This window comes from Serratia sp. TSO36 (assembly GCF_057808395.1).
Map to the genome: position 1 here is coordinate 90,309 of NZ_JBJZOU010000012.1, position 21,593 is coordinate 111,901.

At 56.7% G+C, this 21,593-nt stretch carries 21 protein-coding genes; 18 read left to right on the forward strand and 3 right to left on the reverse strand.

Annotated elements, in window-relative coordinates; all coding sequences use genetic code 11:
- The first annotated feature begins 26 nt into the window (after positions 1-26).
- From ACK3CV_RS09800 to ACK3CV_RS09875, 16 genes are all read left to right on the forward strand, one after another.
- Positions 27-287 (forward strand): hypothetical protein, encoded by a 261-nt coding sequence (locus tag ACK3CV_RS09800; RefSeq protein ID WP_489009841.1) that lies wholly within the window; start codon positions 27-29, stop codon positions 285-287.
- A gap of 124 nt (positions 288-411) precedes the next feature.
- Entirely contained in the window at positions 412-660 is a 249-nt protein-coding gene (locus ACK3CV_RS09805; RefSeq protein WP_489009842.1) for a DUF2560 family protein, read from the forward strand.
- An 8-nt stretch (positions 661-668) separates the two neighbouring features.
- Positions 669-1,202, forward strand: coding sequence for a hypothetical protein (locus tag ACK3CV_RS09810; RefSeq protein ID WP_489009843.1), 534 nt, complete (start codon positions 669-671; stop codon positions 1,200-1,202).
- A 31-nt stretch (positions 1,203-1,233) separates the two neighbouring features.
- Positions 1,234-1,794: a terminase small subunit gene (locus ACK3CV_RS09815; RefSeq protein WP_049233381.1), complete on the forward strand. Its 561-nt coding sequence runs from the start codon at positions 1,234-1,236 to the stop codon at positions 1,792-1,794.
- Entirely contained in the window at positions 1,775-3,280 is a 1,506-nt protein-coding gene (locus tag ACK3CV_RS09820; protein WP_489009844.1) for a terminase large subunit domain-containing protein, read from the forward strand. The genes ACK3CV_RS09815 and ACK3CV_RS09820 overlap by 20 nt, the downstream gene beginning before the upstream one ends.
- Before the next feature lie 3 nt (positions 3,281-3,283).
- Positions 3,284-5,461: a portal protein gene (locus ACK3CV_RS09825; protein WP_489009845.1), complete on the forward strand. Its 2,178-nt coding sequence runs from the start codon at positions 3,284-3,286 to the stop codon at positions 5,459-5,461.
- A 14-nt stretch (positions 5,462-5,475) separates the two neighbouring features.
- Positions 5,476-6,387, forward strand: a complete 912-nt coding sequence (locus tag ACK3CV_RS09830) for a scaffolding protein (protein WP_454266560.1) — start codon at positions 5,476-5,478, stop codon at positions 6,385-6,387.
- The gene (locus ACK3CV_RS09835) at positions 6,387-7,676 is read left to right on the forward strand and encodes a P22 phage major capsid protein family protein (RefSeq protein ID WP_049273977.1); all 1,290 of its coding nucleotides are present in this window, start codon (positions 6,387-6,389) and stop codon (positions 7,674-7,676) included. Before ACK3CV_RS09830 ends, ACK3CV_RS09835 begins: the two co-directional genes overlap by 1 nt.
- A 48-nt stretch (positions 7,677-7,724) precedes the next feature.
- On the forward strand, positions 7,725-7,964 hold the full coding sequence (locus tag ACK3CV_RS09840) for a hypothetical protein (RefSeq protein ID WP_308369449.1): 240 nt from the start codon (positions 7,725-7,727) through the stop codon (positions 7,962-7,964).
- 19 nt (positions 7,965-7,983) lie between these two features.
- Complete coding sequence (locus ACK3CV_RS09845; RefSeq protein WP_346425492.1) at positions 7,984-8,487, forward strand: packaged DNA stabilization gp4 family protein; 504 nt, start codon at positions 7,984-7,986, stop codon at positions 8,485-8,487.
- Entirely contained in the window at positions 8,465-10,237 is a 1,773-nt protein-coding gene (locus ACK3CV_RS09850; protein WP_489009846.1) for a packaged DNA stabilization protein, read from the forward strand. The genes ACK3CV_RS09845 and ACK3CV_RS09850 overlap by 23 nt, the downstream gene beginning before the upstream one ends.
- The gene (locus tag ACK3CV_RS09855; protein WP_489009847.1) at positions 10,237-11,064 is read left to right on the forward strand and encodes a phage tail protein; all 828 of its coding nucleotides are present in this window, start codon (positions 10,237-10,239) and stop codon (positions 11,062-11,064) included. Before ACK3CV_RS09850 ends, ACK3CV_RS09855 begins: the two co-directional genes overlap by 1 nt.
- Positions 11,064-11,525 (forward strand): DUF2824 family protein, encoded by a 462-nt coding sequence (locus tag ACK3CV_RS09860; RefSeq protein ID WP_474341003.1) that lies wholly within the window; start codon positions 11,064-11,066, stop codon positions 11,523-11,525. Before ACK3CV_RS09855 ends, ACK3CV_RS09860 begins: the two co-directional genes overlap by 1 nt.
- A complete protein-coding gene (locus ACK3CV_RS09865) occupies positions 11,519-12,172 on the forward strand; it encodes a DNA transfer protein (RefSeq protein WP_489009848.1) in 654 nt (217 codons plus the stop codon). Before ACK3CV_RS09860 ends, ACK3CV_RS09865 begins: the two co-directional genes overlap by 7 nt.
- Before the next feature lie 9 nt (positions 12,173-12,181).
- A complete protein-coding gene (locus ACK3CV_RS09870) occupies positions 12,182-13,531 on the forward strand; it encodes a phage DNA ejection protein (protein WP_489009849.1) in 1,350 nt (449 codons plus the stop codon).
- Positions 13,531-16,212, forward strand: coding sequence for a lytic transglycosylase domain-containing protein (locus ACK3CV_RS09875; protein WP_489009850.1), 2,682 nt, complete (start codon positions 13,531-13,533; stop codon positions 16,210-16,212). Before ACK3CV_RS09870 ends, ACK3CV_RS09875 begins: the two co-directional genes overlap by 1 nt.
- A gap of 18 nt (positions 16,213-16,230) precedes the next feature.
- On the opposite strand, the gene ACK3CV_RS09880 is transcribed toward ACK3CV_RS09875, so the two are convergent.
- Positions 16,231-16,554 (reverse strand): hypothetical protein, encoded by a 324-nt coding sequence (locus tag ACK3CV_RS09880; protein ID WP_337060805.1) that lies wholly within the window; start codon positions 16,552-16,554, stop codon positions 16,231-16,233.
- 39 nt (positions 16,555-16,593) lie between these two features.
- The gene (locus tag ACK3CV_RS09885; protein ID WP_474341006.1) at positions 16,594-16,842 is read right to left on the reverse strand and encodes an Arc family DNA-binding protein; all 249 of its coding nucleotides are present in this window, start codon (positions 16,840-16,842) and stop codon (positions 16,594-16,596) included.
- 141 nt (positions 16,843-16,983) lie between these two features.
- Here ACK3CV_RS09885 and ACK3CV_RS09890 point away from each other — a divergent pair, with 141 nt between their 5' ends.
- Both ACK3CV_RS09890 and ACK3CV_RS09895 read left to right on the forward strand, forming a co-directional pair.
- Positions 16,984-19,194, forward strand: coding sequence for a phage tailspike protein (locus ACK3CV_RS09890; protein ID WP_474341007.1), 2,211 nt, complete (start codon positions 16,984-16,986; stop codon positions 19,192-19,194).
- Positions 19,195-19,321: 127 nt separating this feature from the next.
- Entirely contained in the window at positions 19,322-19,720 is a 399-nt protein-coding gene (locus tag ACK3CV_RS09895) for a HumD family translesion DNA polymerase (protein WP_060431602.1), read from the forward strand.
- A 368-nt stretch (positions 19,721-20,088) separates the two neighbouring features.
- On the opposite strand, the gene ACK3CV_RS09900 is transcribed toward ACK3CV_RS09895, so the two are convergent.
- The gene (locus ACK3CV_RS09900) at positions 20,089-21,429 is read right to left on the reverse strand and encodes an anaerobic C4-dicarboxylate transporter (RefSeq protein WP_033646470.1); all 1,341 of its coding nucleotides are present in this window, start codon (positions 21,427-21,429) and stop codon (positions 20,089-20,091) included.
- Between the last annotated feature and the right edge of the window lie 164 nt (positions 21,430-21,593).

Genomic DNA, 21,593 nt, shown 5'->3' on the forward strand with positions numbered 1-21,593 from the left:
CACCAGAAGACCCAGGAGAAGAAAACATGTTCACTTTGAAAATTATTACCGCCAACGGCAACGAAGTTATCCACGCTGCACAGGATCCAATCTTCCACCAGGCCAGCAACACGATCACATTTCAGGGCTACGACAACCTGAGTAACTCGGTGACGCTTGGCGAAGGGCTGACGAGTGCGGGCGGTGATGTGGCCTACCTTATGGGGGCAAGCGGCGCGACTCTGGCAACGTGGCGCTACCGTACACCGGTACAGTGCGGCAGTTCGCTGCAACCGATGGACTGCTAAGCGCATTACAGAAGCCCTTCGCTCAGGGGCTTCGATAATGACACTGGCGCGGCCCCTACGGCCGCAAATATCAATCAGGGAAGCCACTGACAAGGAGCATGTCGTACCGCAGGAGACTTCCAGAATGGAAATTATCGGAATGACTGATGTGCAAGCCATGAATCTGGAGATCTTCCGTCTGGTCATGAGCGACACCACTGCCGCCAGCAAGGCGATCGCTTTCGTTGCTGGCGAGCGGCTGAAATACGAACTATTCCGGGACAGCTACGCCAACGCGTCGAGCGATGAAGGTATTGTATCGCGTACCGAAATTGCAATCCGCAAGGCGACTGAGGCGCTGGATCTGTTCCAACTTTCTGCAACAGAGCAATGAGGTGAGGCATGAGCAACAAATGGCCGATTTTTACGGGCAACAACGCCCAGGTTAACGCGGTGAAAATCAGCGCTATCCGCCAGCAAGACAACGGCTACGGCGTGATCACGCCAGAGGGTGGCTACCCAGCGGTGACCGTGACCGACAGCTTTATGCGCGACTGGAAACCTGTTGTCGGTGGCTATTTGGTGCAGGACGCAACCGGCCAACTGGTGTTCATGTCCGCTGCAGCTTTCGAGGCGCAGTACACTCCGGGCGGCGGGGGTGATGTCACTTCAGCGGACATCACCGATGCTACAACTGTCGGCCGCCAGGTGCTGACCGCAGCCAACGCAGCCGCGGCGCGCACTGCTATCGGCGCCGGCACGTCAAGCCTGGCGTTGGGCACTACTGCCAGCACCGCGTTAGCGGGCAACGGCACGGCAGCCGCAGCCACCAAACTGGCAACAGCGCGCACGATCACCCTGACGGGCGCCGTCACCGGCTCCGCGACTTTCGACGGCACCGGCAACATCTCCATTGCAACCACCGCGGGCGCGTAATTTTTCGCGCCAAGCGAGACAGGAATAAAACATGGCGGGAAAACTCAAGGACAAAAAAGAGCTTTTTTGCCGCGAATACATCATCGATCTGAAAGCAGCCCCGGCGGCTGAGCGGGCAGGGTATAGCGCCCGTTCGGCCTGCAACATTGGCCCCCGCCTGCTGAAAGAGCCAGAAGTCCTCGCACGCATCGACGAGCTGAAGCGCGAACGCATTTCGCAGCTGGGCATCGATGCCAATTACGTGCTGCTGCGCCTGGTAGAGATCGACCAGATGGACGCGGCGGACATCTTCAACAATGACGGCAGCATCAAGCCGATCGTGGACTGGCCGGCGGCCTGGCGCCGCTACCTCAGCGGTTTCGACCTGGCCGAAATGTTCGAGGGCCGCGGTGAAGACCGTGAAATGGTCGGTTTCCTGAAGAAAATCAAATGGCCTGACAAGGTGAAAAACCTTGAGCTGATTGGCAAACACATCAGCGTGCAGGCCTTCAAAGACAAGATCGAGACTGAAGACGTCACCCCGCCGGCTAATCGCGAGGTGCGCCAGTCGCGCATTAAGGAGTTGCTAAGCCGTGGTAGACGCAGCGATTGACATCGACGACCTGACCGACGAGGAGCAGGCCGAACTGCTCGCATTGTTGGAAGAGGAAGACGAGTATCGCCGCACGCATCTGCTCTACGAGTACAGCCCGTACGCTAAGCAGCGCGAGTTTCTGGACGCTGGCGGCGACTACACCGAGCGCTGTTTCATGGCTGGCAACCAGCTGGGCAAATCCTTCACTGGCGGCGCCGAGGTGTCGTTTCACCTTACAGGCCGCTACCCAGGCACTGAAGGCTATCCCGACGACGGCGCTTACGATGGCAACTGGCAGGGGCGCCGGTTCAACGAGCCGGTTGTGTTCTGGGTAGGTGGCGAGACCAACGAAACCGTCACCAAAACCACCCAGCGCATACTCTGCGGGCGCATTGAAGAGAACGACGAGCCAGGCTACGGCCTGCTTCCGAAGGAAGACATCATCAGCTGGAAGAAATCGCCGTTCTACCCGAACTTGGTCGATCACCTGCTGGTGCGCCACCACGCGCCGAACGGCGTCGAAGATGGCATGTCCATTTGCTACTTCAAACCGTACTCGCAAGGCCGGCAGCGCTGGCAGGGTGACACGGTACACGGCGTCTGGTTCGATGAAGAGCCGCCGTATGCGATTTACTCCGAAGGCCTGACCCGTACCAATAAATACGGGCAGTTCTCGCTGCTGACATTCACCCCGCTGATGGGCATGTCGCAGGTTGTTGAGAAATTCATCAAGAACCCGAGCAAGGCGCAGAAAGTGGTCACCATGACCATTCACGACGCCGAGCACTACACCGACGCCGAGCGCGAGCGGATCATAGAATCGTACCCTGAGCACGAGCGTGAAGCCCGCGCCAAAGGTATTCCGACGATGGGCAGCGGGCGAATCTTCCAGATCCCCGAGGAAACCATCAAGTGCCAGCCGTTCGAATGCCCAGGGCATTTCTACGTTATCAACGGGCAGGACTTTGGCTGGGATCACCCTCAGGCGCATGTGCAGCTCTGGTGGGACAAAGATGAAGACGTGTTCTATCTGGCGCGCGTGTGGAAGAAAAGCGAGAAGACGGCGACGGAAGCCTGGAGCGCCGTTAAATCGTGGTCCTCTCGCATTCCTGTGGCGTGGCCGCACGATGGGCATCAGCATGAAAAAGGCGGCGGGGCACAGCTTAAAACGCAGTATGCCGACGCAGGCTTTCTGATGCTGAAGGAGCATGCAACCTTCGCCGAGGGCGGCAACTCTGTTGAATCTGGCCTGACTGAACTTCGAGATCTCATGCTGGAAGGCCGCTTCCGGGTGTTCAACACCTGCGAGCCTTTCTTCGAAGAGTTCCGGCTCTACCACAGGGACGAGAACGGCAAGATCTCGAAGACAAACGACGACGTCATCGATGCTGTGCGCTATGCCTACATGATGCGCCGGTTCGCGCGGATGATGCGCGATATCAGAACACCCAAAGAGAAAAAAATCCCAGCGCCAATTCGGCCGATCCAACGTCCCACGAGGTAGATGATGGCTGACAACGACAAGCAGCAGGATAGGCTGCAAACCATCCTGACGATCTTCGATCGGGATTGGATGTCAAGCGACGAAGCCAGAACCGAAGCGACAAACGACCTGTATTTTTCGCGAGTGTCGCAGTGGGATGACTGGCTGAGCCAATACACAACGCTGCAGTACCGCGGGCAGTTCGACGTTGTCCGCCCGGTAGTGCGCAAGCTGGTTGCAGAAATGCGCCAGAACCCGATCGATGTGCTTTACCGCCCGAAAGACAACGCCGACCCGAACGCGGCCGACGTGCTGATGGGTATGTACCGCACCGACATGCGCCACAACACCGCAAAAATTGCCGTTAACGTGGCCGTGCGCGAACAGATCGAGGCGGGAGTCGGCGCCTGGCGCCTGGTCACCGATTACGAAGACCAGGACCCGACCAGCAATAACCAGATTATCCGCCGGCTGCCGATCCACGAGGCGTCCTCGCACGTCATATGGGACAGCAACGCCAAGCAGATGGATAAGAGCGATGCCAAGCACGTGACGGTTATCAACGCCATGAGCATGGACGGCTGGAAGAGATACGCCGAGGAGAACGGTTACGACCCTGACGATATTCCCGACTTCCAGAACCCTGACCAGACATGGCTTTTCCCGTGGCTGACCAAGGATGTGGTTTACGTCGGCGAGTATTACGAGGTCGAGGAAAAGAAGGAAACCGCGTTCATCTATCAGGATCCGCTGACAGGCGAACCGGTGAGTTACTTCAAGCGCGACATCGCGAACGTGATCGACGACCTCGCCGAACGCGGCCTGCGGAAAATTGCAGAACGCAAGGTGAAGCGTCGCCGCGTATACAAAACCGTGATCACCTCCTCATGCATTTTGAAAGACCGCGAGCCGATCGCAGGTGAGCATCTGCCGATCATCCCTGTTTACGGGGAATGGGGATTTGCGGGCGACAAAGAGGTATATGAGGGCGTAGTCCGGCTGACAAAAGACGGTCAGCGCCTGCGCAACATGATCATGTCGTTCAACGCCGACATTGTCGCGCGGACGCCGAAGAAAAAACCGTTCTTCTGGCCGGAGCAGATCGCCGGATACGAGTACATGTACAGCGGGCAGGACGATTTCCCTTACTACCTGCTAAACCGCACCGACGAAAACGGCGGCGATATCCCGCCGCAGCCTCTCGGCTACATGGACAACCCGGAGGTGCCGCAGGCCAACGCTTACATGCTTGAGGCGGCGACCAACGCAGTGAAAGAGGTCGCGACGCTCGGCGTCGACACTGAGGCCGCCGGCGGTAACGTGGCCTTTGACACGGTCAACCAGTTGAACATGCGCGCCGATCTGGAAACCTACGTGTTCCAGGACAACCTCGCGACGGCGATGCGCCGCGACGGTGAGGTTTATGCCGCTATGGTCAATGACCTCTACGACGTGCCGCGCACGGTGCTGATGACGCTCCCGGACGGCAGCGAAAAGGACGTGCAGCTGCTGACGCAGGTTGTGGACTATCAGACCGGCGAGATCGTCACGCTGAACGACATCCGCGGCCGGTATGAAACCTATACCGATGTGGGGCCGTCGTTCCAGAGCATGAAAAACCAGAACCGCGCGGAGATCCAGGAATTGCTCGGCAAAGTCCCGCAGGGCACGCCTGAGTTTCAGATGCTGCTCCTGCAGTACTTCACGTTGCTGGATGGCAAGGGTGTCGAGATCATGCGCGAGTATGCCAATAAGCAGCTGGTGCTGATGGGGTTGAAACAGCCAGAGACGGAAGAAGAGCAGCAGGCAGTAATGCAGGCTCAACAGCAACAGGGCCAGCCAGACGCCGCAATGGTGCAGGCGCAGGGTGTGCTGCTGCAGGGGCAGGCAGACCTGCAGAGAGCGCAGAACGACCAGGCGAAAATCCAGGTCGATGCGTTCAAAGCGCAAACAGATGCGCAGGTTTCGGCCGCGCGCGTGGTTGAGATCTTGGCTTCCGCCGACAGCACCAAGAAACAAGATGTGATCGCCGCGCTGAAACTGCTCGGCGACTTCCAGACGAAGCAGGGCGACAGTGCCCGCGCTGACGCTGAGCTTGTCCTCAAAGGGCAAGGCCAACTCCATTCCCGCCGCATGGATTTAACCAATCTGCTGCGGCAAGCAAATCAACCCTCCGGCGGAGCAGCCGAGATTCCTCAATAGCGAGAGATTAAATCATGACCGATACCACCGAAATTCAGGCAACTGAAGGCCAAACCCTGTCCAGCACTCAGCAGGCGGCACCTGTTGAAGGCCAGCTGATCGATAATGCCAACGGCAGCGAAGGCCAGGAGAGCGGCTTCGATATTGTCCTGAACGACGATGAGACAAAACCTAAGCAGGATCCGGCGACAAACGCCCATTTCGCCGCTAAACGCATCGAGCGCAAGCGTCAACGCGAGCTTGAGCAGCAGATGGAAGCGGTGAGCCGTGGCGAACTGCCGGATAACCTGCGCGTGGCGCCTGAACTGCCGGCGCAGCCGGACATTAACCAGTATCTGTCCGACGACGGCCTTGCCAAATACGACTACGACCAGAGCCGAGCGCTGGCCGCTTTCAACGCCGCTAATACCGAGTGGCTGATGAAAGCGCAGGATGCTCGCAGCAACGCCGTAGCCGAACAGGGCAAGAAAACTCAGGCGTTTACGCAGCAGTCAGCCGTTTATGTGGATGCAGCCCGTAAACACTACGACGCGGCCGAAAAACTCAACCTGCCGGATTATCAGGCGAAAGAGGACGCTTTCCGCTCGATGCTCGCTCCGGGCATCGATGCGGAGATCATGGCGTTGTTCCCTGAGAAATCCGCAGCGATTTTCTACCACCTGGGCGCAAACCCAGAGAAGGCGCGCGACATCCTGAGCCTGCCGCAAACGCAGGCCATCATCGAGCTGACTCGCCTGTCAGACCGTTTAACTCTCAAACCACGCGGTAAGCAAATCTCCGGCGCCCCAGCGGTTGACGAGCCTGTGCAGGGCCAGGCCGCTGCGGCGAACCGAGATTCGCTTCAGAAACAAATGGAAGCTGCCGCCAACAAAGGCGACACCGCGACTTACCGCATGCTCAAACAAAAGCTTAAGGAACTCAAATAATGGCTCTTAACGAAGGTCAAATGATCACCTATGCGGTAGACGAGATTGTCGAAACCGTAGAAAACCTGACGCCAATGGCGCAGAAGACCAACAAATACGCCCCTGCGGCGCCATCTATGCAGCGCTCCGGCAACACCTTCTGGCTGCCAGTTGAGCAGGAAGCACCTACCCAAAGCGGCTGGGACCTGACCGACAAAGCCACTGGCGTACTGGAATTATCCGTGAAGTGCAACATGGGCGACCCGGACAACGACTTTTTCCAACTGCGCGCCGACGATCTGCGTGATGAACGCTCTTATCGCCGCCGCATCCAGGCGTCAGCCAAAAAGCTGGCAAACAACGTCGAAAAGGCGATTGCGCAGCAGGCGGTTGATATGGGCTCGTTGGTTGTCACTAACCCGCAGCCGATCGGCACCGCCACCGGTAGTGGTTGGGATTTCGTCGCGGATGCAGAAGAGATCATGTTTGCTCGCGAACTCAATCGCGATGCGGGTCTGTCTTACTTCTTCAACCCCGGTGACTATAAGCGCGCAGGCCATGACCTGATCAACCGCGATATTTTCGGCCGCATCCCTGAAGATGCCTATAAAAATGGCAGCATTCAGCGGCAAGTAGCTGGTTTCGATGACGTGTTGCGCTCTCCTAAACTGCCAACCTTGGCGGCGTCTACGGCGACCGGGTTGACTGTATCCGGAGCGCAGAAGTTCAAACCAGAAGCGTGGCGCCTGGATGCCGACGGCAACAAGGAAAACGTCGATAACCGCGTAGCGACCGTTACTTTGAGCGCAGGAACTGGCTTGAAGCGCGGCGACAAGATCAGCTTTGCTGGCGTGAAGTATCTGTCGCAGATGGCTAAAAACGTGCTGACTCACGACGCCACTTTCACGGTGGTTGCAGTGAACGGTGCCAACGTGACAATCGCACCTAAGCCAATCGCGCTGGATGATACCGCGTTGACCCCCGAAGAGCGCGCCTATGCGAACGTAAACACCTCGCTGGCCAACACCATGGCTGTGAATGTTCTGAACGTGAAAACCGCGGAAACGAACGTGTTCTGGGCGGATGATTCCATCCGCTTGGTGTCGCAACCGATCCCGGCGAACCACGAACTGTTCGCGGGTATGAAAACCCAGTCGTTCGCCATCCCTGGCGTCGGCTTGAACGGCATTTTCGCGACGCAGGGCGATATCTCAACCCTGACCGGCAAATGTCGTATCGCGCTGTGGTATGCCGCGTGCGCGGTACGACCGGAAGCGATCGGCGTCGGCCTGGCAAACCAGACCGCTTAACCAACTGAAAAGGGGCTTCGGCCCCTTTTTCTTTGTTGAGGATTAACCATGTCCCAGATGATTTACAAACGCGGCGGCGACACGCTGGTGTGGGGGCTGAAAGCCCACGTAAAAGTGATCGAGGCCGACGAACTGGAAGCCCACCTGGCTGAAGGCTGGCTGGATCACCCGTCAAAACTGTTTGAGCCAGAGCCAGAGCCAGAGCCAGAGCCAGAGCCAGAGCCAGAGCCGGTTAAGAAGCAGCGCAAAGGCAAAACCCCGTCTGAAAACGCAGACGAATTCGTTTAATCACTGGTAGGCGGTGACCATGAACCTGACCACAAAAGGCGATCTGGTGCTCGCCGCGCTGCGAAAAATCGGCATCGCCTCCAATGCCACGCTGACCGACGTCGAACCGCAATCTGTTGAAGATGGCGTGAATGACCTCGAAATGATGATGGCTGAGTGGCGCGAGGATCCGGCGGTGGGTATCGATATCGGCTATCAGTTTGCTGCCGATGGCGAACCGGCTGTGGATGGCGATGACCACGGACTGAAAACGGCGCATCTCAGCGCGGTGTATCACAACCTGGCGCTGCGCATCGCACCCGATTACGAGGTCGAGCCGCTGGCAAAAGTAGTGACCACTGCGCGCTACGGCAAAGAGCTGCTGGTCAAGTCCTCCGCGCTGGCGCGCGCGAAAAAAGTCTATCGCGAAGCCGGCTACCCGAACCGGATGCCTATCGGCTCCGGTAACCGGATCCCGACCTACAACGGCCACCACTATTTCCATCGCAAAGGAGACGATGATGCCGACTCTTCCACTGGCTAAAGGTCTCGGTAAGGACTACCGCAATGCGGACTATGTAGACCTGTTGCCAGTCAATATGCTGGCCACGCCGAAAGAAGTGCTAAATGCCGCCGGCTATCTTCGTTCCTTCCCTGGCGTGACGAAAAAGGCGAGCGTGGCAGGAACTTCTCGCGGGGTGCAGTTCAACACTGCCGAAAACATTGTCTATAGGGTGCTTGGCGGGAGGCTCTATCGCGGAGAAACTGACCGCGGCGCCGCCCCCGGGGATGGCAGGGTAAGTTTGGCGCACAGTGCTGTAAGCCAATCAGTCGCCGCCAGCGGCGTGTTAACGATGTATCGCTACGATGGCACTGTTAAAACGTTGCAGAACTGGCCGGAGGAAGTCGTAACACCTGCGGAGAGTAAACCGGTTAAGGATTGGATCTCCACTGACGGTACGGCATCCAGCAATAAATTTAGCGTTACGGCTGAAAACGCTGTGGGTAGTTTTCTGATAAAAGTCACTCCGAAAACTTCAACAGGTGCCAGTGGCGCTTTGATGGAAATCACCGAAACGCAGTGGGGGGCTAGTCAATCCCAGGAAGTTTCTACGACTGCGCCATACATCACCGACCTAAAAGTCACCGGGGTCCCGAATGCGGGAACCGATGTTGCGATTGAATACACTTTGAACATCCCACCCGGGGTGGCAGGTGTTAACGCTTCTGAATTTGTTGTCACTCAAGAAATCGCGGAGATAGTGACTAAATATCCCCAGTACGATATCGGCCGAGTCCGTGACGTATGTCGTTCTCGGGGCCGTTATGTCTGGGTGAAGGACGGCACACAAACTTTCGGCGTTACCGATCTCGAAGACGAATCGCACCCAGACCGGTTCCGTCCGTTCTATAGCGCCGAGAGTCAACCCGACGGTATTCTCGGCTGCGGCATATGGCGCGATTTTGTCGTGATGTTTGGCAGCAGCACAATTGAATATTTCTCGCTGACTGGTTCCACGGATACATCATCGGCGATTTATGTGCCTCAACCGTCATATATGGTGCAGAAAGGGATCGCCGGCACGTATTGCAAGACCGAGTTCATGGGCTCCTTCGCTTTTATTAGCCACCAGGCAACAGGTTCACCCTCTGTATATGTCATTAACGGCGGCCGGGCTGAGGTTATAGCTACCTCTACCGTAGAGAAGGTATTGCGCAGCTACACCTCTGAAGAGTTGGCAACAGGCGTGCTGGAGGCGGTGAGATTCGACAGTCATGAATTGCTCCTCGTCCATCTCCCACGCCATGTGTTGTGTTACGACGCGGCGGCCAGCCAGAACGGCGCGCAGTGGTGCATCCTTAAAACAGGGTTGTTCGACGATGTGCATCGCGCGATCGACTACGTGTTCGAGGGCAACCAGATCACCACCGGCGATAAGCTGGAGCCGGTTGTTGGCGCTCTGCAGTTCGATTCCTCGGCGCAGTACGACAAGCAGACTGAACACCTGCTGTTCACTCCCATGTTCAAAGCCAACAATGCTCGCGTGTTCGACTTTGAGATCGAAGCGGCGACAGGCGTTTCGCAGTACGCGGAACGGCTGTTTATCTCCTCAACCGCCGATGGCTCAAACTACGGCCGTGAACAGATGATCAGCGCCAACTCGCCGTTTGCCTACGATAAACGCGTACTGTGGCGCCGAATGGGGCGGGTGCGGAAGAATATCGGCTTTAAAGTGCGCGTGATCACCCGCTCACCAGTGACTCTGAGCGATTGCTCGGTGAGGATCGAATAGTGGCCGATGATAACTTAACTACCCCGGTGGTCATCCAAGCGACCCGTATCGATGCAACCTTGGTGCCTGAATCATTCACCCCCGTGTACCGCGACTATGTGGTTAACCAAGGAACGGATATGGGGAAAGTTGCGGGTAAAGCGAACGAAGCGGGCCAGGGCGCTTACGATGCTCAGGTCAAGAATGACGAGCAGGATATTGTGCTCGATAACCACGAAGTGAGGATCACCGCCGCGGAAGAAACGCTCGTTAACCATGAGCAGCGCATTACCGCCGCGGAAGCCACATTAGTAAATCACGAACAGCGTATTACCGCCGCTGAGGCTGAGCTTGCCGATCATGAGACACGCATATCGGCCAATGAAGCAGCATTGGCGGATCACGAAACGCGAATCACGCAAAACACCAACGATATTTCGGCGTTAGACACCCGGATGGATACCGCAGAAGGCGATATCGATACCCTGGAAACCAACTCGGTATCGAAGGCGGTTTCAACAAGTCAGTCGGTGCAGGCTACGGGTGGCTCGTTCATCGTGGGCAACATCGCAACGCCTACCACGGATAAGTTGCAGGTTGGTGGCGACGTTAACGTCAGCGGGTCGTACAAAGTGGCGGGCCTGTCTGTCCTCGGCGCGCGCCAAACCGGCTGGACTGCCGCAACAGGTACGGCGAACAAAGGGACGTTCAACGCTGACCAGTCGTTTACCGTCGGCGCCACCTATACGCAAGCAGAAGTTCAGGCCTTGGCCGACGCGGTCAAAGCTGCGTGCCAGCGCATCAAAGCGCTGGAGGACATGGCGCGCACTAACGGGATGATTAACTGATGGAAATTAAATTAATCGATAACCCGGTGCGGTTGCAGGCATTCCTGAATAACCGGGTGAACACCGGCAACATCGTTGACGATGGCGATCACTACTTCATCAAGCCTGATGCGGTCTACCTCGGCATCTATGAAGGGGTGATGTTGGTCGGTGTGCATGAGGTGCGCACGTTCTGGCAAAGCGTTGTCGAGTGCCATGCCATCTACGATCCGGGTTTTCGCGGAAAGTATGCGCTGGACGGCCACCGGCTTTTCTGCCGCTGGCTCCTGGCAAATTCGCCATTCACGAACAGCATCACTATGGTGCCGGATTCAACAAAATACGGTCGAGCGATCATCCGCCTGCTGGGCGCCACGCGCGTAGGGCGCCTTGAGGATGCATATCTCAGCAACGGGCGACCTGTTGGCGTTACGTTGTATCAGCTCACGCGTTCGCAGTATGAGGACATGCAAAAATGCTAATTTTCCAGCTCATGAACAAAGTCCGTAATCGCGCAGTGTACTGCAAAGGTGGCGGTGATAACGGATCAGGTGCTCAAGCTGACGCCATGCGTGAAGCGACTGCACTGCAGCGCGAGCAATGGCAGACGAACATGCAGAACCTGGCACCGTTCACGCCTCTGGCGCAGCAGTACATTGGACAGCTGCAAAATCTCTCGTCTCTCGGCGGCCAGCAGTCGGCGTTGAACGATTACTACAATTCCGGCCAGTTCAAAGACCAGGCTGATCAGGCACGCTACCAGCAATTGGCATCCGCCGAAGCAACCGGCGGGCTGGGTTCGACTGCTACCGGCAATGGGTTGGCGACGATTGCCCCTATGCTGGGGCAAAACTGGCTCACCGGTCAGATGAATAACTACCAGAACCTGGCCAATATCGGTCTTGGGGCGCTGCAGGGGCAGGCCAACGCAGGTCAATCCTATGCGAACAACACCGGTCAGCTTCTCCAACAACAGGCGGCCCTGTCGGCCGCGAACGCTAACCGACCGTCAGGTTTCCAGAACGCCCTCGGTGGCGGCCTGGCCGGCGCGTCGGCGGGCATGGCGATCGGCGGGCCGTGGGGGGCTGCGATCGGCGGCGGCCTGGGTGCATTGGGTTCACTGTTTTAAGGGGCAATCATGGCAACGTGGCAACAAGGCAATGCCGGCGGCTTGCTGGCCGGTATCGGCACCAATAACGCGAACGCACCGCAGGCCAGCGATGCAAATACCGCGCTGAGCCTGATCCGCGATAACAACGACCGCGAGCGAGCAGGAGAGAACAACCTCGGCGTGCAATTGGCGGGCGCCGCGGGCTCCTTGGCTAACACCTGGAAGCAGGCAGACCTGCAACAGCGCCAGAAGGCGTTCCAGCAGGATTACGCGAACGCTTATGCGTCGGGCGATCGTGGCGCAATGCGTGGGCTAGTCGCCAAATACCCCGAACAGTTTGAGGCCGTGCGCAACGGCATGGGCTTCGTCGATGAAGATCAGCGTAATACCGTCGGCAGTCTGGCGGCGTCAGCGCGTCTGGCGTCGCAAAGTCCTGAAGCAATGGGGCAGTGGCTGCAAAAAAACGCCGGTGATCTGACGCGCGTCGGCGTAAATCCTTCCGATGTGGCGCAGATGTACCAGCAGAACCCGGCCGGCTTTGGCCAGTTTGTGGACCACCTGGGGATCGCTTCGCTCGGTCCGGACAAATATTTTGACCTCCAGGCGAACAATGCCAAGTTGCAGCAGACCGGCCAGATCGCACAGGCAAACCTGAATCTGGGGCAGCAGCGCCTGCAGCAGCAGGCCGCATACCAGCAGGGGCAGCTAAACCAAGGCCAACAGCAGTTGAACCTGACCGCCCAGAAGAACCAGGCGGATAATGCTAACAAGCAGCTGGAACTTAGTTTGAAGGCAGGCGAGAACAGCGCGAAATCCCAGGCTACGCAGCAGGCGGCCGTGCAGAAAATGCAGGATTATGTCGGTGCTCACCAAAGCAACGCCAACAACGTGGCCAGCATGTACGACACCGTCAACCAGGTGAAAAGCATAAAGCCCGAAGTGTTCGACCGTGTGTTCGGATTCGGCGGCACAGTCAACTCGCGGATCCCCGGCACGGAATCGGCCGACGCATGGTCCAAAATCGAGCAGATGCAGGGGCAGGCACGTTTGATGGGGGTTATCGGGATGAAAGGCACCGGCCCGGTTTCGGATTCCGAAGGCCAGGCGGCCGCGCGGGCATTTCTGGCTATCAATCAGAACATGTCGCCTAATGCTGCCCGTGCCGCGATCGACAACTGGCAAAAGGTGCTTCAGCGGCAGACAGCATATCTGCAGAAGCAGCAGCCAATGATCGATACGTACCAGCAGAAAATCGACACGTTCAACGCAGGGCAGACTGGTGGCAGTACTGCGGTACCACGAGCCGGGTACACCGAGGGTGGCTATACGTTCATCGGTGGCGACCCGAGCAATCCTAACAGTTGGAGAAAGAACTAATGGCAGGCCCTTGGGAGAAATATCAGAGCGCGTCGGCGGCCACTTCAACTTCTGAGGGGCCGTGGTCCAAATACCAGCAGCAGGCCGAACAGTCGCCACCGCAAACCGGTGGCGATATTGTTTCTGCGGCTGAGCAGCGTTTCGGGCTCCCTGCGGGCCTGCTTAGTGCGGTGATCAGCAAGGAGAGCAGCGGCAACTCTAAGGCTATCAGTCCGAAAGGGGCCATCGGTCTTGGGCAAGTGATGCCTGATACAGCGCGCGGTATGGGGTACGATCCTGAAGAGCTAAAACGTAGCCCGGCGCTGCAGGTTGAGGCCGCCGGTCGGTATCTAAAACAGATGCTCGACGCGCACGGCAATGTTACTGACGCTCTGGCCGCCTATAACTGGGGGCCCGGCAACGTGCAGAAATTTATGCGTGGTGAGAAAACGCAAATTCCAGCAGAGACGGTTAACTACGTCACCGACCCCCGTTTCGCGCAGTGGACGCAGCCAGCCGCGCAGCCGGGCGGTGAAGGTGAGCTGGCCCAGCTATCACAGCAGGCGGCGCAACCGTGGGCACAGGCGGCGCCGGAGCCGACTTTCGCAGAGAACCTCGAGCAGGCCGGGCGAGGCTTGGCACAAAGCGCTGTGAACGTCGCCAATATCCCTGGGCAGGTGGTTAACACCGCACTCAGCGCTGCGGGCGTACCGGCAGAAGACCTGGTTATGCAGTTGCGGTTGCCGGAAAGCATGAGGCCTACAGACCCCTATGCGCAGCTGGGGGCAGAGATCGGCCCGTATCTTATCCCTGGCCTCGGCGCTGAACGTACTGCGGCGGCGTTGGCTTCTACGGCTGGCGCTGGACGTGCGGAACGAGTTGCAACACAAGCGGCGAACATGCTGGCGGAAAACCTCCCCGGTGCGATTGCGCAGTCCACCCAGAATAATGACCTGTCGGGCAACCTCGCTACTGGCCTGGCGGGTAGCGTGATCGGGCGCGGATTGCTGGCCGCCGGTGGGCGTGCTGCGGGTGCTATTCGCAACGCTGCGCAGCGTGAAGGGGCTGCGGGGGTAACCGCCACGGCAACGCCAGAACAGGCCGTATCTGCTCCTCCAGGAGCACAGGCATCCGTAATGCCACCTGAGCAAGATGTGCAGGATGTGGCCGCGCGTGTTGGCGCTGCCGCGGATAGAGAGACTGCGCCGCGGATGGCAGACGCTGCGCGCGATGTCGCCCCGCGGCAAGATGTTATCGACGCCGCTAAGCAGTTGGGGCTGCGCGAAGACGACTTGCTGCTGTCGCATGTATCCGGCAATCAGGCCTATCGCGATTTCGAACAGGCGCTGAAATCCGTTCCTGGTTCGCAGCTGGCGGCGCAGGAAAACCAGGCGCTCACCAAGATCGCTAAACAGGCCACGGATCTTACGGACGCCGCCGGCGCGCTGCCGGATAAAGCCGCGATGAATGACAAGTTTCTGTCCTCATTTCAACGTGGTATTGCGACTGTTCAGAATAAATCAGACCAGCTCTATAACCAGATCTCGGCCGCCATCCCTAAAGGGCAGACCGTCGAAGCCAATAACATCATTCGCTATCTTGATGGCAAAGCAGACGAATTGGGAGGTGCGGAGCATCTATCAACGATGGAAAAGCGAGTTTATAACTCTGTTGCTCCCGTGGGCACTGAAGTCACTGCGCCGACTTATGCACGGTTGGACAACATGCGCAAGCAGATCGGACAGGCGATCGGCAAAAACTCGGGACCGTTCCGCGACGAAGAGACAGGCGCGCTGAAACAGCTTTACGCGAACCTCACGGCGGACCAGGAACAGGCGGTCGTCGCTGCCGGCATGGGTGACAAATGGCAGGCTGCCAAGAAGCTGATCGGGGTTCGTACCACGATGGAAGACGCGCTAACTGGACTGCTCGGCAAAGACCTGCGCGGCGACATCGGAACAAAAGCAGCATTGGCGATCCGCAATCTAGCCAAGGGCGACGCGAAAGGGTTTCGGGCGCTACAGCAGGATATCCCTTCGCCACGCATCCGGCGTGAGGTTGTGGCCACATCGTTGCGCGATGCTTTCAGCCAGGGCAGCCGCAAGGAGAACGAATTCCATCTGCCAGGTTTCGTGGACTGGTATCAGGGGATGAAGTCTTCCGGCACGCTGCCGATGGTAGAGCAGGAGCTCGGCGCACGAACTGCCAAGCAGCTACGGAATCTTTTCACCGTTTCGCAGGCAGTGCGCCAGGCACGAGAAAGCAGCATCCAAACCGGCCGCCTTAACGCTTTCATCAAGCAATTCGATGCAGAAGGTGGCACGCTGGACAAAATTTACCGCCACGGCAAAGGCGCGTTAGCCACTACGGTGCTGGGCCACATTCCTGTTGTCGGTCCGACGCTGAGCTACGGCGCCGTAGCCGGTATGGCAGCCAAAGAAGCCGCCCGCCCGGCGCGTAGCGTTGCTGCCGATCGTCTGCTGGCATCACCTGAATTTAGATCGGTCGTTAAGCAGGCGAAAGGGGGCAAGTTACCGGAGAAGGGGCAGCAGGTAATCAACCGGAAAATGGAGTCTCGTATCGCCAATTCCCCTGCGTGGAAATCGTTCTACAGAACATTGACGCGAGAGGAGAAGCAGGCGATCGCGAGGGTGGGTATTATTGGATGGCTTTCGGGAGAGGCCGACGGCAGAGAATATTAACCACCGGCCATGGAGGGCCTACCGATAAATTTCGTTGTCGATTTTGACTTGGTCTAATACTTTTCTTTGCTCTTTATCCGGTAGACTGTATTTTTCTATTACGTCCATAACGTATTTAATGTCGCCGACCTTTAACTCTATAGACTCCACGCTGTTTTTTAACTGATCTGTGACGTCAAATATGGATTCAGTATGCCGCCCTAAATTGCGGTTTATTTCATCCAGGAATGCAGCCACTGTTTTTGTCTCGCTGATGCTTTTCTTCTGCAATGAAATTATCTGTCCCAACTGGGCTACGAGCACCAAAAAAGCTATAAGCAGCGCGATAACTACAATTTCCATAAAACCTCCTATGTTTTCGCTAAGCATAGCATGGGGTTATCAGTCTTTTCGATATATCGCGGATAACGTTTCGACCACAACCTGTTTGAACTGCTCGGCGTGTTCGTGCGCCAGGCGCTCGGCGTCGTCGCGAAAGCCGGTTATTTTCGGCGGTTGCACCAGTGCTTCTTCGATTATCAGCGTGATCTCTGCGTTGAGCGAGCGGCCGTTCATTTTGGCGCGCTGCTTAACTTTGCCGTGTGTTTCCTTCGGCAAACGTAAATGAAACTGCGTCTCTAACTCTTCCATAGTCGTGCCTCACCGGTGGGTGGATCGGCATGATATGGCGAACTGTATAAATCAACAATAGTACCATTATGGTACTGCGATTAGCACAACAATACCGCAAACATCGCTTTGCGGGGCCTTTCTACGCCTGGAGAAAAATAGATGGCTAATTCTGTCATTCCAACTGCGGTAGTTGCGTTACCTTACACCCCGTTCACTGCTGCCAGAAAGTTCGCTGCGGTTTCTAACGGGAAAGTATATTTAGGCAAGGTGGACACCGACCCGACAATTGTCGAAAACCAGATCCAAGTTTTTCTCGAAGGTGAAGACGGGTCGTTTGTGCCTGTGGCGCAACCATTGAAGCTAAATACCGGTGGTTTTTTAGTTAACAATGACCAGATAGCAAAATTCGTAGTGACCGAACGTCATGCGATCGCTGTATATGACACGTTTGGTGTACAGCAATTCTATATCCCAGACGCCACCCGATATAGCGAAGGTAGCAGCGGGGATAACTCAATTTTTAGTCGCACATTGCGGGTTCCTGAACCTTTTATTCCGGTTCTGCCTCCAGCTGCATCTCGCGCAAATAAAGTTTTGGGCTTCGACAGCCTGGGCAATCCTATCGGGGTGTTACCGCAGACCGGCAGCGGCACGGAACTGGCGATAGACTTGGCAAACAAAAGCGATCCGTTTAAAGGCGCCGGCATGGTTGGTTACAAGAAAACCACGGTTGCCGCGGTGCTAGACACGATTTCCAGCGTCAAACTATCCCAGACAACAACGAACGGCATGTATTCGGCATGGCCGCAGGGTAAGGTGTTCAGCCACAAAAACAGGGCGTTCTGCATGTTTAACGTTGGCGAATCCCACAGCAGCAAGCCGTTGGGCGTTTATCAACAGATCTCACAGGACGGGGTCAGCTGGTCACGCTTGGCACCACGTATTTCTGCGTCGACGACAGATTTAGCTACGTGGCCTCAGGGTGTTTCTGCGTGGGGCGCTGGTTCTGATGGAGAGAATATTTGGGTTGCAGCTCGATTCCGCAGGGTGTCGGACGAATCTCAGAGCAAGTGCGTGCTGTATAAAAGCGTTAACGATGGGTCAGTGTATACCCCGGTACTTGACCCTGTACCGCTGTACGATTCAAACGGCTGGGCTCCTGTGCTTATGCATTCATTCGCCGTTCTGCCCAACGGGCTGTTGGCGTTCGGCTATCACATGTATGACTCGGAAGTCGGTATTGCTACTATCGACCCGGTGACGCTGGAGGTGGTCAAGCACACGATGTTCTCTAAGGAGGATATGGGTGGAACGCCGATGCTTGTAGAGCCGACAATTCGCGTGTACGGCACTCGGGTTATCGGTTTCCTTCGCACTCAGAATAATGCCGTACGCAAGGCCGTAATGTGGTACAGCGACGATAACTGCCAGACGTTTACGACGCGGGAAATTGACGGCGTTCCTGACCAATCCCCTGTAACGTCAATCAGCTACCAGGGGAACACCTATGTTTTTTACTGCGGTCGCTACCGCAATGGCAATAGCAGCAGTGCGCTGACGGATAGCCCATTGCTAACGATGCGCGTAGGTACTGATAACGATGCTGTGAACATGGCATGGGAAAACTTTGTTGAGATCCCCGTCGCTGCCGTACCGGCTATGTACAACGATGCGGGGCCGTCAGGCACTGGTGTGCAGGATGTGTGCGTGCGCGGCTCTAAAATTGTCGTTTGCCTGTCAGCAAACATGGGGGCCAACGTTGATCAGGCTGAAATTTTCTCGGTAACGTTCGACATGAGTGAACGCAGGAAAAGCAACTTTTTCCTTTCGGAAGAGGCCTTTACAAACTCAACCCGCGCCACCGATTTTTCTGCCAACTACCTTTACGGGAGTGTAAATATTGTCACCGTTGGTGGCGTCGCCGGCACTGTGCGCATGAACGGCCAGGTCGTTATCCAGGATCAGGATACTGCGGTACGTTGGGGATCCGTCAACGCAGCGGCAAGTAAGCTGCACGTGTTCAATAACGGCCCTTTCCCTGGGTATCTATCAGTGGAAGCAGGTAGTACAAACGTCACACTTTGGGGAAGCTCTGGTGTAACAGAAATCCGGGCGGGAACTGCGCTTGCTAACGCATCGATTAAATTGGATACGGTGACCAAACGCATCTCTCTGTCAAACCCCAATAACACTGGGGGTGTGGCTCTTGAAGCGAATGGCACGATCACATTCAGCGCGAATTGGCAGCATCCGATCAAGATTGATGGTGGTGCTAAACAGACGTATGAATGGGTATCGGGCACCGGCAACAAGATGTACAAAAAAGGAACGCCGCCGACGGCGGATAACGACGGCACCATTCTCTACTAGGCTGCGCAAACTTTCTTTCCTGCCTGATCATAACCATAGCGCCGGTGGATGGACTGGCGCTTTCACATCTCTCCTCTGAATGCTTATACTGTATGTGTATACAGTATTTTGTTGTGAGGTAAACACCATGGGAATGATGCCAAAATTTGCCAGCCCGGCAGCAGACTACGTTGAGCGCCGCTTGAGCCTTGACGAGATCTGCATCTCAAAACCGAGCGCTACATATCTGCTGCGCGCCGCCGGTCAGGCGCTGGCGGTCGGTATTCATGCCGACGCTTTGCTCGTTGTCGATTCGTCGGCGACGCCGGTACACGGTAGCATTATCGTGGCCGCCGAGGAGGGCGTGCATGTGTTGCGCCGCTTGCGCCTCTATCCGTATCGCGCGCTCGAGTTTCTCGATGGATCTGGCCGTGAAACTGAACTCGGCAACGAGGATTCGGAAGAAGGAATTCAGGTGTTTGGGGTGGTGATGTACTGCGTGAACGACATGCGCTCGTGCGAGTGGGATGATCTGCCTGTTATCTGATAGTCCGCCGTGCATAACTATCCATTTGTTTGTTCCTAAAATGGTTATGCGCGGCCGCGTTACTCAATGATCTGAATTTTTACCATGTTAGGATTTTAAAAGTTAACTTATTGATATATATAATTAACAAGGTGAATTTAAAATCCCTCGGCTTATGGCTGTGCGGGTTCAAGTCCCGCCCCGGGTACCAGGGAACAAAAATACCGAATAATCAAAGCAATAAGTAGTAATGTCGTAGACCGCCGAGAGGCGGTTTTTTTGTTCCTGAAATTCGCGTTACACCTGTATTCTTCCCTTTTTTGTCATACCACATGCCCATGGATTGTCATCCTGCTTGCAGGGAGCCCCGCAGGGCTCCGCAGTACCAATCATAAGAAACCGAACGCCGCAGCGAGGATCCAGCCGAAGACGCAGGAGACGCTAACGCCGATCAGGCCGGGCAGAATAAAGCTGTGGTTGATCACGAAGCGGCCGATGCGGGTGGTGCCGGAGCGGTCGAACTGGATCGCTGCCAGATCGCTGGGATAGGTTGGCAGAATGTAATAGCCGTAGCAGGCCGGCGCCGAAGCGACGATATAGGCCGGGTTGACGCCGATCGCCAGCGCCACCGGCACCAGTGCCGCCAGCGCGGCGGCCTGCGAGTTGACGAATTTCGACACCAGCAGCAGGATCAGCGCATAGGCCCAGGGGTACTCTTTCACCAGCACGCCCAGCGTGGCTTCGATCTGCGCCAGGTGCGCGCCGAACATGGTTTCCGCCATCCAGGCGACGCCATACACCGCCACAATGGCGATCATGCCGGAGCGGAACACTTCGTTTTTAGAGATAGACGCCGGGTTGGTGCGGGTGATGATGACGATCAGCGCCCCGGCCATCAACATGCACATCTGGATCACCAGGACCATGGAGAGCGGCTTGCCGCCGAAGCTGGGCCGCAGCTCGGAAAATGCCCCCAGCACCGCCACCAGGGCGATGGTAGCGAGGAAAATCCACATGGCGATCCAGTTGCTGCGTGGCAGCACCCGATCCAGCAAGGTGGCGGCATCGCCATAGACGTAGCGATGGTTCTCCGGCACCGAGATGAATTTCTGGAACTCCGGATCTTTGTCCAGGTCTTTGCCGCGGAACCAGCTGAAGATGCCGATCGCCAGAATGCCGCACAGGGTGGAAGGAATGGTGATCGACAGCAGGTCGAGGAATTCCAGATGGCGGCCATTGAAGGTATAGCTGCTGAGCATCGCCACCAGTGAAACGACCGCTACCGAAACCGGGCTGGCGATAATGCCCATCTGCGCGCCGATCGAACTGGCCGCCATCGGCCGTTCCGGGCGGATGTTATTTTTGATCGCCACGTCATAAATGATCGGCAAGATGGTGTACACCACGTGCCCGGTGCCGCACAGAATAGTGAGAATGCAGGTCACGAACGGTGCGATGATCGAGACGTAGCGCGGGTTGCGCCGCAGCATCCGTTCGGCGATTTGCAGCATCACGTCCAGCCCGCCCGAGGCCTGCAGGGTGGCGGAGGCCGCCACCACCGCGATGATCACCAGCATCACGTCTACCGGCGGTTTGCCGGGCTGCAGGTGAAAGCCGAACACCAGGATCATCAACCCGATACCGCCCAGTAACCCCAGCGCAATGCCGCCCTTGCGCGCCCCATACAGCAGGCATGCCAATATAACCGCTAATTGCAGAAAGAAATCCATGATAGATACGCCTTAGTAATGTTGAACTTAACTGCGTTCAGTTTCCGGCGGCGGTTACAACAGAAAGTTGTTTTAAATCTAAAGGCGCTAAAAATTTGTGGTTATTAACGCTAAAGAGTGATGGTGCTCACACTCAGTGAATCAAGGGGGAAGAAGCCACCAGC